This is a genomic window from Pseudomonas sp. P116 (assembly GCF_020149425.1).
GTDB lineage: Bacteria > Pseudomonadota > Gammaproteobacteria > Pseudomonadales > Pseudomonadaceae > Aquipseudomonas > Aquipseudomonas anatoliensis.
On sequence record NZ_JACVHB010000007.1, the window covers coordinates 161,422 to 177,330 of the forward strand.

General features: G+C 59.1%; 13 protein-coding genes. 1 reads left to right on the forward strand and 12 read right to left on the reverse strand.

Translation table 11 applies throughout. The features are described from left to right. Positions 1-11: 11 nt before the first annotated feature. The 6 genes from glgA to ICA15_RS22650 all read right to left on the reverse strand — a co-directional run bounded on the left by glgA (position 12) and on the right by ICA15_RS22650 (position 7,433). Positions 12-1,598, reverse strand: coding sequence for a glycogen synthase GlgA (gene glgA, locus ICA15_RS22625; protein WP_042559011.1), 1,587 nt, complete (start codon positions 1,596-1,598; stop codon positions 12-14). Positions 1,599-2,182: 584 nt separating this feature from the next. Further along, the gene (locus tag ICA15_RS22630; RefSeq protein WP_210554694.1) at positions 2,183-3,136 is read right to left on the reverse strand and encodes a D-2-hydroxyacid dehydrogenase family protein; all 954 of its coding nucleotides are present in this window, start codon (positions 3,134-3,136) and stop codon (positions 2,183-2,185) included. Positions 3,137-3,149: 13 nt separating this feature from the next. Next, positions 3,150-4,202: an alpha/beta fold hydrolase gene (locus tag ICA15_RS22635; RefSeq protein ID WP_210554695.1), complete on the reverse strand. Its 1,053-nt coding sequence runs from the start codon at positions 4,200-4,202 to the stop codon at positions 3,150-3,152. A gap of 86 nt (positions 4,203-4,288) precedes the next feature. Then, positions 4,289-4,723 (reverse strand): YqaA family protein, encoded by a 435-nt coding sequence (locus tag ICA15_RS22640; RefSeq protein ID WP_210554696.1) that lies wholly within the window; start codon positions 4,721-4,723, stop codon positions 4,289-4,291. After that, complete coding sequence (locus ICA15_RS22645; RefSeq protein ID WP_210554697.1) at positions 4,723-5,169, reverse strand: DUF411 domain-containing protein; 447 nt, start codon at positions 5,167-5,169, stop codon at positions 4,723-4,725. The genes ICA15_RS22640 and ICA15_RS22645 overlap by 1 nt, the downstream gene beginning before the upstream one ends. A gap of 272 nt (positions 5,170-5,441) precedes the next feature. Continuing rightward, positions 5,442-7,433 (reverse strand): methyl-accepting chemotaxis protein, encoded by a 1,992-nt coding sequence (locus ICA15_RS22650; protein WP_210554698.1) that lies wholly within the window; start codon positions 7,431-7,433, stop codon positions 5,442-5,444. 381 nt (positions 7,434-7,814) lie between these two features. Between ICA15_RS22650 and ICA15_RS22655 the strand changes: the two genes are divergently transcribed. Continuing rightward, positions 7,815-8,342: a hypothetical protein gene (locus tag ICA15_RS22655; RefSeq protein ID WP_150615732.1), complete on the forward strand. Its 528-nt coding sequence runs from the start codon at positions 7,815-7,817 to the stop codon at positions 8,340-8,342. Between the two features lie 62 nt (positions 8,343-8,404). Here ICA15_RS22655 and ICA15_RS22660 read toward each other — a convergent pair whose 3' ends face one another. From ICA15_RS22660 to ICA15_RS22685, 6 genes are all read right to left on the reverse strand, one after another. Continuing rightward, complete coding sequence (locus ICA15_RS22660) at positions 8,405-9,340, reverse strand: GNAT family N-acetyltransferase (RefSeq protein WP_210554699.1); 936 nt, start codon at positions 9,338-9,340, stop codon at positions 8,405-8,407. Further along, positions 9,318-10,628: a phenylacetate--CoA ligase family protein gene (locus ICA15_RS22665; protein ID WP_210554700.1), complete on the reverse strand. Its 1,311-nt coding sequence runs from the start codon at positions 10,626-10,628 to the stop codon at positions 9,318-9,320. The genes ICA15_RS22660 and ICA15_RS22665 overlap by 23 nt, the downstream gene beginning before the upstream one ends. A 44-nt stretch (positions 10,629-10,672) precedes the next feature. After that, positions 10,673-13,075, reverse strand: coding sequence for an aldehyde dehydrogenase family protein (locus ICA15_RS22670; protein ID WP_210554701.1), 2,403 nt, complete (start codon positions 13,073-13,075; stop codon positions 10,673-10,675). 1 nt (position 13,076) lies between these two features. Beyond that, the gene (locus ICA15_RS22675) at positions 13,077-14,207 is read right to left on the reverse strand and encodes an acyl-protein synthase (protein WP_210554702.1); all 1,131 of its coding nucleotides are present in this window, start codon (positions 14,205-14,207) and stop codon (positions 13,077-13,079) included. A 10-nt stretch (positions 14,208-14,217) separates the two neighbouring features. Further along, complete coding sequence (locus tag ICA15_RS22680) at positions 14,218-15,465, reverse strand: MFS transporter (RefSeq protein WP_210554703.1); 1,248 nt, start codon at positions 15,463-15,465, stop codon at positions 14,218-14,220. 268 nt (positions 15,466-15,733) lie between these two features. Continuing rightward, entirely contained in the window at positions 15,734-15,874 is a 141-nt protein-coding gene (locus tag ICA15_RS22685; RefSeq protein WP_191627647.1) for a hypothetical protein, read from the reverse strand. Between the last annotated feature and the right edge of the window lie 35 nt (positions 15,875-15,909).

Below are 15,909 nucleotides of genomic sequence, written 5' to 3' on the forward strand. Positions count from 1 at the left end.
AAACTCCCTGCTTATTTGTGGTGAGCTTTACCCAGCGCCTTGGCGACCAGTTTTTCGTAAAGTTCAGCGTACGGTTCGACCGCTTTGCACCAGTTGAACGGCGCAGCCATGGCGCGGCAACGCATGGCGTTGAGCAGTTCGGGGAAAGCGAAAACCTTGAACGCGCGGCTCAACGCTTCGCGATAGCTTTCAGGCGTGGATTCGTCGAAAAGAAACCCGGTCATACCGTTCTCGATAGTGTCGGCCAGACCCCCGGTATTGCGTGCCACGGGCAGTGAACCGAAGCGCTGCGCGTACATCTGGCTCAGGCCGCAAGGCTCATAACGCGAAGGCATCAAGAGGAAATCGCTGCCGGCAAACATGCGGCGCGCGTCAGTTTCGTTGAAGCCGATGCGCACACCGATCTGGCCCGGGAAGCGCAACGCGAGTTCACGCATGGCCTGTTCTTCTTCCGGTTCGCCACGCCCGATGATCGCGATCTGCCCACCGTTCTGCACGATGTACTCGGAGACGGCTTCGGTCAGGTCCAGGCCTTTCTGATAAACAAGGCGCGATACCACGGCGAACAGCGGGCCGGTGGAGTCTTTCAGGCCAAACAATTGGCGAACGTGCGCGGCATTGACCGCTTTGCCTTCCCAGTCGCCGATGGCGAACGGCGCGAACAGGTGCGGGTCGGTTGCAGCGTCCCAGCTTTCATCGATGCCGTTGGGGATGCCACTGAGCAAGCCTTGCTGGGTCTTGGCGGCGAGAAAACCGTCTAGACCGCAGCCGAAATCCGGGGTGGTGATTTCCTGCGCGTAGGTGGCGCTGACCGTGGTGATGTGGCTCGAATAGGCCATGCCGGCCTTGAGGAACGACATCTTGCCGTAGAACTCCATGCCTTCCTGTTGCAGGGCATGGTTGGGAATGCCGAGTTCCGGGCAGGAGCCGAGGCTGGTCACGCCTTGATAAGCCAGGTTGTGGATGGTGAACAGGGTTGGCGTACGCTGACCGCGCCAGTGCATGTAAGCAGGCGCCAGGCCAGCCGGCCAGTCGTGGGCGTGCACCAGGTCCGGGCACCAGTGAATTTGTGCGAGGTTGGCGGCGATATCGGCAGCGGCCAGGCCCAGACGTGCGAAGCGAATGTGGTTGTCCGGCCAGTCGCGGCCGTTGTTGGCGCCGTAGGGCGAGCCTTCACGCTCGTAGAGTTCAGGGCAGATCAACACGTAGATCACCAGCCCGTCGGGCATGTCCATGCGCCCGATCTTGCACGGCGGCAGTGCTGCATGGCCGCCGAGTTCGCCGATGATGTGGATCGGATTCTCGCTGTGCATCACCTGCGGGTAACCGGGGATTAACACCCGTACATCGTGCAGATGCGCCATGGCGCGGGGCAGGGCGGCGGACACGTCACCCAGACCGCCGGTTTTCACCAGATCGGCGATTTCCGAGGTCACGAACAAAACTTTTTTCTTGTTGGGGTTCTGACTAGCTACCGGTGTCAGCGTTTTGCTGCTCGGGACGTTGATCGACCGGCTGCCGGGAATGCTGACGGTGCTCGCTTCGCCTATCGACTGCTGAGCACGTTCTCCCTGAATGTCCAATGCCGCACTGATCATATGAATCTCCCGTGTTGTTGATCTGATTCTTGTCTCAAACAAACGATGTCCATGGCCAAATCCTGTGGCCGGGCGCAAACGCACCGCGCAGGGGGGAGCAAACGCTACCCAACACGCGCAAAGCAGAATGGGTGGAGAGGCCATTGCAAGGATTGCACCACTCGCTTAAGCCCTACCTTTGAGATGACCCGCCGGGATCAGCAAAAGTTTCGACTAATTTTCGAGTTTGCGACCGGGCGGTTTTACCCCGCGAAAATGAGTCTAGGCCAGATCCTAGAGCGGGCCAGAGCAAATGGGTAAATTGTTCGACAATCGGTTACACAGTGTTGCGAGTGGAGGTGTGCAGGGGGAAACGCACCGACGAAGGGCAGGTTTTTTTGCTTGGAGGGATCAAAACGGTGACCGGGCGGTCACGTTTTCGTGCTAGCCAGGAAGGTGGATGCACTGTTGTGGTGCGGGCGGTTTGTTGATAAGCCGATTACCGTGCCCCTATGTAGGAGCTGCCGAAGGCTGCGATCTTTTGATCCTTGTTTCCAGGTTAAAAATCAAAAGATCGCAGCCTGCGGCAGCTCCTACAGGGGATCTCAGTTGAGCAGACGTATCGAGTCGCCCGCCGACCAAGCCTGTATATCCTCGATCATTTGCGAAAAGAATTGCTGATAGTTCTGCCGGCTCACATACCCCACATGCGGGGTTGCCAGCACATTGTCGAGTGTGCGAAACGGGTGCAGTGCTGGCAGCGGTTCCTGATCGAACACATCCAGTGCCGCACCGCCGAGCTGTTGTTTCTGCAAGGCCTTGATCAGCGCTGCTTCATCGACAATCGGGCCGCGGGCGGTGTTCACCAACAGTGCGGTCGGCTTCATCCAGGCCAATGCCTGCGCATCGACCAGCCCACGACTGCGATCGCTGAGCACCAGGTGCACGGACAGCACGTCCGCCTGTTCAAACAGTTGCTGCTTGCTGACATAGGTCACGCCGGCTTGTTGCGCGCGCTCGGCCGTGAGGTTTTCGCTCCAGGCGATAACGCGCATGCCAAATACCTGCCCGAACTGCGCCACCCGTTGGCCGATACTGCCCAAGCCGAGGATGCCCAGCGTCTTGCCATGCAAATCGCCGCCAAGGCCTTGTTGCCACGCACCTGCGCGCAATGCATTGGCTTCATTGAGCAGGTTGCGCGTGGCGGCCATGATCAGCGCCCAGGTCAGTTCCGGCGCGGCATGCTTGTAGCTGTCGGTGCCGCAGATCTTGATGCCCAGCGCCGCTGCGGCTTGCATGTCCAGCGCGGCGTTGCGCATACCGCCGGTGACCAACAACTTGAGATTGGGCAAACGCTTGAGCAGGTCTTCGTCGAAACGCGTGCGTTCGCGCATCACGCAGATCACCTGATACTTGCCCAGTCGTTGGGCCAGCGTGGCATTGTCCGCCGGGTAATCATGCTCGAACGTCACTTCACCGAGGCTGTCGAGGACCGACCAGTCGACCACATCGCGCGCCACGTCCTGCCAGTCATCGATCACCGCAATCTGCACCGCCATCAGCCTTACCTCATCAATCAACGGGATTGGTTTTGTTCAGCCAGCCGAGCAGGGCCTGATGAAACTTCGCCGGCTCTTCCATCTGCGGCGCGTGGCCCATGCCGGGGAATTCAACCAGAGTCGACTGCGGGATCAGTTTGGCGACCTGTTTACCCAGCACCTCATAGTGACCGATTTTCGCTTTCACCTCAGGTGGCGCGAGATCCTTGCCGATGGCCGTGGTGTCGGAGGTGCCGATCACCAACAGTGTCGGCATCTTCAAGTCCTTGAACTCGTAGTACACCGGCTGGGTGAAAATCATGTCGTAGATCAGCGCCGAGTTCCACGCTACCTGGGTCTTGCCCGGGCCTTTGCTCAGGCCCGCGAGCATGTCGACCCAACGGTCGAACTCAGGTTTCCAGCGGCCATCGTAGTAAGTGGTGCGCTCGTAGTCGCGAATGCCTTGAGCGGTAACTTTCAATTCGCGTTGATACCACTGATCCACCGTGCGGTACGGCACGCCGAGGGCTTTCCAGTCTTCCAGGCCAATCGGGTTGACCATTGCCAATTGGTCGACCTGATCCGGGAAAAGCAGCGCATAACGCGTGGCAAGCATGCCGCCGGTGGAATGGCCGAGCAGGGTGGCTTTCTGAATACCCAGCGCTTTGAGCAACTGCTGGGTGTTGGTCGCTAGTTGCTGGAAGCTGTACTGATAATTGTCCGGCTTGCTGGAGGTACAGAAGCCGATCTGATCCGGCGCGATCACCCGGTAACCGGCCTCGCTCAGGGCATGGATCGAACTGTCCCAGGTGGCTGCGCAAAAATTCTTGCCGTGCATCAGCACCACGGTGCGACCGTTGGCCTTGCCGAGGGCGGCGACATCCATGTAACCCATCTGCAAGGATTTGCCCTGGGACTGGAATTCGAAGTGTTTAAGCGTGTAGGGGTAATCGAAACCTTGCAGCTCTGGCCCATACGCCGGACCTTCGGCGGGCGGCGTTGCGGTTTGCGTGGCGCCATGGGCAAACAGCGGCAGGGCGGCAGTCAGGAATAGACCGGGCAGCCAGCGAGATAACGTGACAGTCATAAGGGCAAACTCCATTGAAATCGGCCGATGCTCGAACGGCAGGATTACGGCGACGTTAAACACAGGCAATGTGCAGGCCTGATGGTTCAACCGATCCAGCCCAGCGTCAGCATGGCCAGCACGCCATACCGCGCGCCTTTGGCGAGGCTGACGATCAACAGGAACCGCCCGAGCGGCTCGCGCATCACCCCGGCAACCAACGTCAGCGGATCGCCAATAATCGGCAACCAACTGAACAGCAGTGTCCAATGGCCGTATCGTTCGTAGTGCTTGCGCGCCTTGTCCATGTGCCTGGCGCTGACCGGAAACCAGCGCCGATCCTGAAATCGCTCAAGCCTGCAACCCAGCCACCAGTTGACCAGCGAGCCAAGCACATTGCCCACGGTCGCCACCGCCAACAATCCCCACAGCCAGTAACGGTCGCTGACGATCAACCCGACCAGCAAGGCTTCAGATTGCAGCGGCAGCAACGTCGCGGCGCCGAATGCGGCAAAGAAGAGGCCTGTGTAAGCAGCGCCCATCAATGGGCCGGGTAGTCCGCCACTACGACGTCAGCGCCGTCCTTTTTCAGACCAATCACTTGATAAGCGTCGCTCATGCCGTCCATTTCCATGCCCGGCGAGCCCATCGGCATGCCCGGAGCAGCAACACCCAGCAGATCGTCACGCTTGCTCAGGGCCAGCACTTGCTCCGCCGGGACATGGCCTTCGACAAATTTGCCATTGATGATTGCGGTGTGGCAGGAAGCAAGCCGTGGCGGTACGCCGTGTTGTTGCTTGAAGCTGCTCATGTCGGATTCGACGTGGTCTTCGACTTTAAAGCCGTTGGCTTCGAGGTGGCTGATCCATTTCTTGCAGCAGCCGCAATTGGCGTCGCGATGGACTTCGATGGGGATCAGGTCGGCGGCCTGGACCAGGGAGGAGATGAACAGGGCGCTCAGGGCGACCAGGCGCAGGTGGGTTCGCATGATGGACTCTCGACTCGGGTGGCGGTCAAAAAGAACGTATTTTGACCGGTTTTTCCTGCCAGGCATCAACTCAGTGTTTCAAGTTGCTACAAGACAGGCTGGCAGAATAATCGTAGATCAACCCTGACAGCCCGATGAGCGAGAGATGACAAATCCGTAAGGTTGCACGCGATCCCGTGTAGGAGCTGCCGCAGGCTGCGATCTTTTGATCTTTTAAAAGCAACATCAAAAGATCGCAGCCTGCGGCAGCTCCTACATGAGATTGAGGTGGATCAACGCACCTTGAACCGCCCCATGATCGCGCTCACCCGGCTGTTGGCTTCCAGCAACTGGCGGGTGTTGAGTTCGCTGGCGTTGCCGCTTTGTACCAGTTCATCGACCATGTGGCGGATCTGCACCATGCTGCGATTGATCTCTTCGGTCACCGCGCTTTGCTGCTCGGCGGCGGTGGCAATTTGCGTGCTGAGGCTGTTGATATGGCTGACGGAACCGGCCATTTCATCCAGCCCCGCGTTGACCCGTGCCGTGGCGTCGGCTGCCGACTGGCAACTGGCCTGGGTGTTTTCCATGGCGCTGACCGACGAACTCACCCCTTGGGTCAGACGCTTCAACATCTCGTTGATTTCCGAAGTGCTGGCCTGGGTGCGGGCGGCGAGGGCGCGCACCTCATCGGCTACCACGGCGAAGCCGCGACCCTGTTCACCGGCGCGGGCCGCTTCGATGGCGGCGTTGAGCGCCAACAGGTTGGTCTGGCCGGCAATCGCGCCAATCACCCCGAGAATCTCGGTGATGCGTTGGGCGTCCTGTTGCATGTTTTCGACTTTATGGGTGGCGCTGGCCACTTCATCGATCAGCGCGACCACGCTGTTGGTCGCCTCGCCTACCACCACCCGAGAACGGTCGGCGTTTTCGTTGGCGCGCTGGGTGAAGGCAGCGGTTTCAGCAGCGTTCTGCGCCACGCTGTCGGCGGTCGAGCTCATCTCGGTGATGGCGGTGACGGTCTGATCGGTTTCAGACGCGTGACGCAGCAGGATCTGGCTGGTATGCGCCGACGTGCGTTGCAGGTTGTCGAGGCTCGACGCCATGGCGCCGGTGGCTTGGGTGACTTCGCCGATCATGTTTTGCAAATACGCAATAAAGGTGTTGACCGAATGACCGATGGCGCCGAGTTCATCTTCGGCGCGGATGGTGATGCGTCGAGTCAGGTCGGCATCGCCGCTGGACAGCAGGTCGATGTTGGCTTTCAGCGCTTTCATGCGCGAAACCAGCTGGCGGATCGCGTAGACCTGCAACAGCACCAACAGAATCACCAGCGGAATCTGCAACAGGCTCAGGGTGCTGAGCACGTCGTCACGCTGGGCGGTCAGCATTTTGGTCGGCAAGGCAGTGGCGAGGAACCACGGTGTGCCCTCGATCGGGCGCATGAAGAAGGTGCTGGCTTCACCGTTGTTGTCGAATTCGACGCGTTGCGCCTGATCGCGGCTTTGCAGACCCGCCTTGACCTGGCTGGCGAAGGTCGAGCCGGCAGCCAGTTCGCTGATGTTCTTCAGCACGATCGGGCCGCTGATGCGCGAACTGTTGCTGATGATTTTGCCATCGGCCTCGACAATGAGCATTTCAGCGTTGAGGTCTTTTTCCTTGCGGGCCACCAGGTCGTTGAAGAAACCCAGGGTGACGTCGATGGTCGACACGCCCCAGGCGTTGCCGTTTTTCTGGATGGCCATGGCGCAGTTGGTGCGCGGCTCGGCGCTGGCGTCGTCCTTATAGGCCGCCGCCCAGGCGCACTGACCGCGCGGGGTGGCCATGCCGCCCTTGTACCAGGTCTGGTCGTAGTAATTGGGTGCCGCGTCACTGTTCCAGAACGTGTTTACCGCCAGTTTGCCCGAGGCGTCGCGGTGCCAGAAGGTGCTGAACTTGTTTCGTCCGGCTTCACGCTGGCCGGGTAGCGGCCAGATACCACCGCCAAACACTTTCAGTTCGCCGTATTGATCCACCAGGCCCGGCAATACCGTGTCGATGGCAGCGCTGTCGAGCAGCGGGATGGTCTGGGTGATGCTGCGTTGTTGCGCCTGAACCTTGTTCAACTCGCCCTGAATCTGCTCCGCGACTTCAGCAATGCGGTTGAGCACCACCTGTTCTTCGGTTTGACGCAGTTTGGGTGCGACCAATTGGCTGATACCGACCACGGTCAGCACTGACAACAGCAGCATGAACAGAACCAGAAACAGCGTGTAGCGAGCCTGAATAGTGCGGAATGCGGGCATGGAGACCGGTCCTTGAGCTGCGATTCTTATTAGGGGCGGGAGGCGTAAACATCGCGGGTATCACTAGGTATCGTCGATGCAGTCAGAAGCTTTAGGTACCGGAGTGCTGAAAAGCTGAAGGCCGATGACCGGTCGGTATTGAATCTGATACACAGGAATCAATCAGCCAGGCCATCGGCGTGGATTTTATGCAGGTCGCGATGTAATGAGAGTCTTGAAAGCCAGCATCCACGGAGGTCTGCTGATTTGTATCGAGAATGTACGAGAATTGTAAGTGAGTGCACAAAAAGGGTTGGTGCCATCAGTTGGCCGGTGGATACTCCCCGGCATTCGAGTGGTTCAACAAGGATATTTCATGTTCATTTCACAGGGAGTTTTCTCATGACGATTGGCATTGTCGGCGGCTGGGAAAGCAAGGCTGGCGTCATGGTGCGCAACACGGGCGGCAAAAAGCAGGTGTCCCAAAGCGTCAAGGTGCAGCAAATGCTCACCAAGGTCGGTAACGATCCTAACGCTTTGAACACTGCCGAGATGGACAAGCAAGGCCTGCGCAAAAACATCAAGGGCTTTGACCCTGCGAACGTCTCGGTAAAACAGATGGGTAACCTGGCGGCGATGCTGCGTAGCCGAGGGCTGATCTCGGAAATCACGTCCTTCACCCTGATGAATGCCGGCGACAAGTTCGACCGTTTCGGCGTGACCAAAGACATTGATGTCAAATTCAATGCGCTGGAGTATTTCGCGACTCAGCTTGATGCGATCCAGAACAATGGTCTCAATGGCAACGCGTACGGCAAAAATCTGATCCCCGAATTCAAGAAAGCCATTTACGTCCTGCAAAACCTGAAAACCTATGGGGAAGGCAACGCGCCGCTTCCCAATAAAGACGGCATCAAAGCCAAGGCTTGAGCCGCCAGACAATGACCCGCTCAAGGTGAACGGGTCATTAGCAAGATCTCGGTACGCTCAAGTCACAGCGCTATTTTGCTCAGGCGAGGTACGACTTGCTGTTGCGCCTGATCGTGTAAGTGCTGCATCCGCGAGCAGTGCAGCTCAAGTTTGCCCAGCCGGTAACCCCGGTGAAACAATGCCAGCCATCCTCCCTCCTTACCCTCGACGGGTGCCAGCCCGGTAAAGACAAAGCCGATTGCGGTCAGCCTGTTCAGATCGCAGGTAAATTGCTGCGACAATCCGAGCCGGATCGACACCATCCATTGCTGCGGCAATCCCCTTAGCTGCTCGAGCAGATCGGGCCGCAGGTTCTTGAGCCGGATGTCGTAACGATTGGTGTGTCGTTCCAGCTGAATAGCTGGACCACGCCAGCAAAACCTTTGCTCGTGCGTGCCGAATACATCAGATAAATGTTCCATGAAACTGCGGTAACCAGACGGCCAGGTCTGTCTCGGCAGCGGGCGTTTATACCCGTCGATGATGCGGCATCCCATAACAATGGATTCCGGCGTTGAGCTACCAAACGGCGAGGGCACGTAGTCCGGCAACAGCCCGGTGTTATGAAAACCGAGGTTGGCGGCCATGCGTTGCGTGTACGGATGGTGAGTGACCTGTTTGATGGATACGCTGTGGCAGCCCAGTGCTTGCGCGTGGCTCAGCAGTTGCTGGCTCAGACGCGTGGCAATGTTTTGTCCCCGGGCATCGGGATGGACGGCGCTCAATGCCAGTTCGGCGGTGCGGGCGCCTGTGTCGCGAAACAGGGTGGCGTGCCCGCGTATCTGCCCGTCCAGCTCGGCGACCAGCGAGTGCCAGCGCTGGTCGGCGTGGTTCTGGTTGATCATCTGCGGCAGATAAACATGCGGTTGCACGTAAAGATCGCCGTACACCTCGCGGAACAACTGGCTGACCGCCGTGGCATCGCTGGCGCGATAGTTACGCAGAATCAGCGGTTGCATCCGGACCCTCCTGATCCTTGTGTTCATAGCGACGCAGGTCCAGCACGCGCAGGCATTTGCCCGAGCGGGGATGTCGTGGCAGATCCTCATGCGTGCAGCACTGGACGTGCAGTTCCAGCAGATGATCCGTCCGTAATTGCGTGATCAACGGATAAAGCTCAAGCATTGCGTTTTCCAGTTGCTGATTGACGTCGGCGCGGTCGGGAGACTGTGCAGCCGGCACCCATTTGAGCGTCAGTACATCCTTGAACGTGGCCTGTTCAATCACCATTTGCCAGTCGTCACTGGCGGCATCGCGGCGTATCAGCTCGGCGATCTCTTGAGGGACCAGCGACAAAATTCCCACCCGGACTCGTTGGCTACTGGCGCTTCGGCCCTTTAGCGCGAACTTGCGCTGCGCAGTGCCGTGCGGTTCTCGCCAACAGGCGCGGTCGCCTACCGGGTAACGAATCAGCGGCATCAAGCGTCGGTGAAGATTGGTCAGGACGAGCAAACCCACTTCATCGCAAGACTCGATCACCTCTCCCGAGTATTCGTCGACGATTTCCAGGAAGGCGTGATTTTCATGCATTCGATGCTCACCCTCGGCGCAATCGCGTTGACTGCTGCCGATAAAACCGGCGTCGACGCTGGCGTAGCCGATTGAGGCGATGCGCGCGTTGGGAAACGCCAGGTTGAGAAGCTGGCGCTGTGAATCAAACAGACTTTCGCCGCCATAGAGCAGCGTGTCGACAACCGGCAACGTTTGCTCGCGCCGTTCAAGCCATGCGGCAAAGGTCAACAGATGTGCCGGCAAGCCTGCAAGTACGTTGATCCGATGCTGCTGGATGGATTGCGCCAATACCTGCGAATCGATGTCGCCGGTGAACGGAAACTCGGTGATGTCCACACAGACATGCGCCAATGAATCGTGGATGAACAGGAAGCTGGCATACAGGTCGCCAGCAAAAAACAGATTCGCCACCCGGTCGCCCGGGTTGAATTGGGCGCTGAGGGCGTTGCCGAAATCGCCGACCAGGCGCCGCCATTCTTCCCGGGTGTAGACAGAAAGTTTGCCGGCGCTGGTGGAACCGCCGGTTCTGAATACCAGTGCCCCCTGCGCCGAGTTGGTCAATACCGGCCACAGATCGAGAGTTTCGCTGTTACGCCAGAATTCGTCGGGATCAACTGTCGGTAGCTCGGTGAGCAACGCTACTTGTCCAGGGACTTCGGCGAAATGTTGGCGGTAATAGCGCGAGTGTTGACGAGCGAAGTTGATCAATTCGCCCACGGAGTCAGTGATGTTCACAAGGTTGACCTTTTTATAGTTTCTGGCTTAGCTCACGGGAAGTATCAGTTGCGCGAATCGATCAATAACGGCGTCTTGCCGCTGTGCTTGTTCCGGGTGAAGTCTTTGATGGCACAGACTTCAACTTCGACATTCAGCAATCGGCTTTGAATAATCGTTGCCAGGGTCGGGTAATTCGCCAGTCGGGCCTGCACGTCGACAGTTTCAAGTTCGCTGCGCAAACGCATGCGCTCGACACCGTCGCAGGTGTGATCCAGTAGCAGTTGAAATGGCACTTGCAGATGCACCGCCAGTTCGCTCAAAGAAATGAAGTCGGTGCCAATGCGGATCAATTTGCCGTGGCGCTGCAGCAATTCGAAGCGTGGTGAGGCCAGTCCGCAAGCGCAGGCGCCAGGCACCCAGCGGCCGGTGTCGCCGACGTCATAGCGCTGAACGATTTGCGCCTCCCGCGCGATTGAGGTGAACAACAAGCGGCCGACTTGATTGCCGACCACAGGCTCATCGGCATCCAACGCGACAATTTCCAGATGCTGGGTGTCGTTCATCAGATGAAAAATGCCATCCCCCGTAGCCTGACAGGCATGGCCTAGAGGGCCGGCGTCGACACTCCCGTAAATCGCCGAGCGGATGCTGGTCACACCGCAACTGAGCAGAAGCGCACGACTCGGTTCACTGAGATGTTCGCCAGCGAGAAACACCTTGGTGATGCCGCCGTAGGTTTGCAGCCGCTCCCGCTCATTGAGGAACAGTCGGTGCAGAGTACTTGGCATGCCCATCAGCACTGTCACGCGCTGGCTGATGATCAAATCGGCGATTTCGCGGTAATCGTCATCGGCCGGCGCGCCCATTGGCAGGTGGGTGATGTCGAGCAGCTCAAGCACTTTGGCGAAGCTGAGGAAGCCGCCATACAACCCGCCGCAGAAGAACAGGTTCATCACCCGATCCCGCGCCGGATCCAGCCCGGCCGCGAACAAGCCGTCCGCCGTCGCGCGCATCTGTCGATGGAAATCACCATAGCTATAACCGGACAGCGCTGGCGTCCCGCTGCTGCCACCGGAGCGGAAATACAACTGCGCCGTCGCGTTGAACGGCTGGCCGTTGAGGCTCTCCTTGTCCATGATTGGCTGCCCGCAAAGCATTGCGGGTACAGGCGCGCGGTCAAGGGTGGCGTGGCTTGGCAACCGGTCGGCGGCGACGCTGACGGACACGCGTCGACTGAGCCGTTGCAACGCGTAAACGCCATCATGGGGCTCACCGTCATAGCCGTCGTGAATGCCGGCCACTGGCGCGATGCGCGTCACACCGGCACTGATCAGCCTCCGCGCCAACTCGCCGATCTGTGCTTCGCCGCACAGCAGCGCGCAACTTTGCAGGACATTGCGCCATGGCAGCAGGGTTTCAGTGATCAGCTGCCGTGGTACCGGATGCAGTAGCACGCTGCGAAATAGTGGGGAGGGTGCTAGCTGACGCTCGTGCGCCCAGATCACCCGCCAACCCGGCGCGCTCCAGACATGGCCGGTTTGTTCAGCGAAACTCTGCGCCAAGCGTGCCATGTGCGTGTGCGTGGTGATTTGCGCGGCTTCCTGTGGCGTTGGCAGCAGCGCCGGCCATCGCCCGGCGCGGCGCTCGAAGGCTGCCGCCAGGCGTTCACCTATCTGGCGCAACACCACCGGGTTGTCACTGTCCACCAGCAGCCATTGCGGGCTGGAGCAGGCTTGCTGATCCAGCCGACAGACTTCATCGGCGACGGCATCGAGGTTTTGCGCTGTGGCGGCATCGGGGGTCAGATAGACGAAGCTGATGCGATGTCCCCAATCGATCCAGCGGCAACCGGACGGTAGCTGTTTGCGAATGGCTTGTAAGGCGGGTTCGCCTCCCCACGCCGCAACGCCATTGGCGTGTTTACACAGTTGCCCGATCTGCCCGGTGCTCACTGGCAATACCGCCACGTAACCAGCGAGTTGGCCACTCGAATCGCATTGCAACAACGCGTGCAGTAACCGTGCGGTCAGGCCCTGGTCGCTGCTGCTGGGCCGTAACCAGTTGACGTTGCCAGCCAACAGACTTTCCAGTACCGCGCAGAACGCCAGCAACGGCGCATTGCCCGGCGTGATGTGCACCACCAGCCCGAGTGGGCTCCAGCATTCGAAGCGCGATTGTCGATAGTCGATGCGGCGCAAAGAACCTGGTTGTGCGCCCAGTTCGCGTTGCAGTTTGATCTGCAACGCCTCGGCCGTGCAGAACTCGATCAGGGCCTGTCGCTGTTCGAGATCAAGCGCGAGTTCTTGATTGTCGCCGCTCAATTGCTCAGCAAAGCAGGTCGCGGCGCTGATCACAGTGCTGCTTTCCAGCGGCGTGCTCAGATGATCCGCAAGATCTGCCTGAAGGCATTCGAGGGTAGCGTCAAGGTCGTTGGCGTCGCGTAATTGTCCGTCGATCAAGTACATATCAGTAGCCCCCCAGTAGTTCGGCCGCTGCCATCGCGCAACTTCTGCCAGCGGTTGTGCCCGCGCGGCCATGCAGTTCAAACCAGTCGCTGCTCAGCCCGCAGTCGCAACTTCCGCCGGGGTGCAACGTCGCCAGGTCGCTCATCACCACCGCATGCGCGGGACTGGACGAGATGTAGGGCGAGACGAATCCCAGCAGGCCTTGCTGGCCGTAAGGCTGAACTGAAAAATCCGCGGGATGGCGCACGTACACCTTCGAATAGACCGGGACATGAAAACGCTGATGGGCGCATTCGATGTAAGGCACGGCATGCTCGACGGCGCCGTAGCCATCTCGACAACGCGAGGTTTCAATGCCCAGTTGGCGGTGGATGCAGGCATATAACTGTTGCCTGGGAATCTCATGTGCGGCCTGGGTTTTCCAGCCACCGCCGAAAAATGCCAGTGAACCGACCGGCAGTTTCAGATTTGTCATGCCGAGGGCCTGCATCTGTTGCAAGGTCTGCCAGAGAAACGCCGGGAAGCCGAGGATGCGCACCGGCAGACCTTCTTCGGCAAACGCCTGCAAGGCCTGGATGACGCCAAACACATCAAACTGATGACTGTCACCGGTGCTGCGCAAGGCATACACCACGCGGTTGGCGGGAGCGAAACGGCACAGGAACTGATCGGTGAAGGAGGTGCCGAGCGTGATCTGCCCTTGCGGCTCGTAACTGAGCAGCAAATAGTTGCAGGGCGTGTCCGGGGTGTCCCAGCCGTAATAGCGGAAGATCTGCGCGACCATGAATTGCGCCGCGCCAAGGCTGCGCTCGTCGTAGCGCATGCGGCTGCGCTGACCGCTTGTGCCAGAAGACGTCAGTTCCAGGGCATCGGCGCCGGTGCTGCTGAGCAGCAGCCGTTGCTTGAAAAAATTGGCGAAGATCGGTGGCAAGCGCGACCAGTCATCAAGCGTGTCCAGTTCATGCGCACCGAGCCCGTGGGCGTTCAACCAATGTTCGTAGCCCGCTGTGTGCCGGCAATGAAAACGACTGATCTCGGCCATGGCCCGCTCGAACAGGCCCGCTGGCACGGAATCCGGGCAATAAGGATGGGGCAACGCGCATAACGCATCGCTCGCGGGTAAATGGATCATCGAAACTCCCTTATTCAGATGCGGCGAACGCGGTTTTGGCGTCTTGCAGAAACCAGAGCAGTAGGGGCAGGCACATCAAGCCTGCGAGCGCGGCCCAAAGGGCGAAGAGTTCAAGGCGGGTTCCGCCGCCAATGGCGGCAATGAGCGAGCCGCCGATACCCATCACGGCAATCGAAATCATGCCGACCATGGCCGAGACCAGACCTTTGCTGTCATCCGAGCAAAACAGCGCCAATCGATACAGCGCCGCATTGCTGATGCCCAATCCAACGGCGTAAAGCGCCAGGCTGGCGACTGTCACTGCCAGTCCCAGACCTTGCATCGCGCAGCCGATCAGCGCCAGCAGGCCCAGGCAAAACGGCCAGAGCCCCAGCTGAATCAAGCGGGGTAACGAATGCGTCACTAGCAGACGGTCGAGAATCAGATTGCCGACGATGACGGCAGAAAAAACTGGAATTTGCCACAGACCGTACGTCAGCGGCGTCAGGCCCAGGCCCTGGATCAGCAGCAACGGCGCCAGACCGATCCAGGCAATCAGCGGCAGGCTCATCAGTCCCAGGGCCAGGCTTGCGCCGAGGAACCGCGGATTGCCGAGCAGGGCGAGGTAGCGCTGGCGGATCTGACGCAGGGAAAACGTCACGCGGGCTTGCTGCTGCCCATCGCGGCGGACAACGCCCACGGTCTCCGGCATACAGGCGTAAAGCCCCAGCCAGACCAGCATCGCAGCAATGCCGAGTGCCAAAAACAGCTCGCGCCATGTCAGCCATTCCAGCAGTACGCTGCCGAGCATGGGTCCCAGCAACGGCGATAGCAGCGTAATGTTGCCGAGCAGGGCCATCAGGCGTACGGCATCCGCCTCGCAGAACACCTCCTGCAGCGCCGGATAACTGACGGCCACGACAAATCCCAACCCCATGCCCTGTATCAGGCGCAGCACATTGAACGCTTCAATGCTGCGGGTGGCGAAAGCGGCGGCACAGGCAACAGCAAATGCGGCGCAGCCGATCAACAACAGGCGCCGCCTTCCCCAGCGATCAGACAGTGGCCCCATCAGCCATTGCAGGCAGACACCGCCCAACAGATACAGATTGAACGCATTGGGAACATGGCGAACATCGGCTTGAAATTCTTCAGTGACGTTCAACATCGCTGGCATGATCAAGTCACTGGCCATATAGGTCAGGAGTTCAAAAGCGCTGAGCGCCAGGCAGAATCCCACCACTTGGCGTGGCCCGATTCTTATCAATGTTCTCTGCATAAACATCCTTGTCAGTTAAGGAGGAAGGTTGCAGAGCCTAGGTCCAGACATTGGCGTGACCTACTGGTTAGCTGAAACATTAGATTTCGAATCTTTGCAGGATATGAAACGGACCCAAAACGCTCGTAAAACAAGATGTTACCGGGCAGTCATCCATGGCCAAAAAAAATGCCCGCGAAGGGGGCGGGCATTGTTTGTCAGTTAATTCAGCGTGTATTTTTCATGCCCGGCATCTGACACTGACGGGCAGGCGGGGTGAAATATCCTGTCAACGATGTTGATAGTAGCCAGGGCCTCCACGGTCGTAACGATGATGGTCGCCGTGCCAGCCGCCGTGGGGAAAGATGATGCAACCACTCAGGGTCAGCAGGGCGAGAACAGGAATCAGCCAGGTGATTCGACGCAGCATTTGAATAATCCTCATGTTAAAGCCGTCATGAAGCC

Coding starts and splice junctions, on each gene's coding strand:
- glgA (WP_042559011.1), bottom strand. CDS start 1,598: ATGATCAGTGCGGCATTGGACATTCAGGGAGAACGTGCTCAGCAGTCG.
- ICA15_RS22630 (WP_210554694.1), bottom strand. CDS start 3,136: ATGGCGGTGCAGATTGCGGTGATCGATGACTGGCAGGACGTGGCGCGC.
- ICA15_RS22635 (WP_210554695.1), bottom strand. CDS start 4,202: ATGACTGTCACGTTATCTCGCTGGCTGCCCGGTCTATTCCTGACTGCC.
- ICA15_RS22640 (WP_210554696.1), bottom strand. CDS start 4,723: ATGGGCGCTGCTTACACAGGCCTCTTCTTTGCCGCATTCGGCGCCGCG.
- ICA15_RS22645 (WP_210554697.1), bottom strand. CDS start 5,169: ATGCGAACCCACCTGCGCCTGGTCGCCCTGAGCGCCCTGTTCATCTCC.
- ICA15_RS22650 (WP_210554698.1), bottom strand. CDS start 7,433: ATGCCCGCATTCCGCACTATTCAGGCTCGCTACACGCTGTTTCTGGTT.
- ICA15_RS22655 (WP_150615732.1), top strand. CDS start 7,815: ATGACGATTGGCATTGTCGGCGGCTGGGAAAGCAAGGCTGGCGTCATG.
- ICA15_RS22660 (WP_210554699.1), bottom strand. CDS start 9,340: ATGCAACCGCTGATTCTGCGTAACTATCGCGCCAGCGATGCCACGGCG.
- ICA15_RS22670 (WP_210554701.1), bottom strand. CDS start 13,075: ATGTACTTGATCGACGGACAATTACGCGACGCCAACGACCTTGACGCT.
- ICA15_RS22675 (WP_210554702.1), bottom strand. CDS start 14,207: ATGATCCATTTACCCGCGAGCGATGCGTTATGCGCGTTGCCCCATCCT.
- ICA15_RS22680 (WP_210554703.1), bottom strand. CDS start 15,465: ATGCAGAGAACATTGATAAGAATCGGGCCACGCCAAGTGGTGGGATTC.
- ICA15_RS22685 (WP_191627647.1), bottom strand. CDS start 15,874: ATGCTGCGTCGAATCACCTGGCTGATTCCTGTTCTCGCCCTGCTGACC.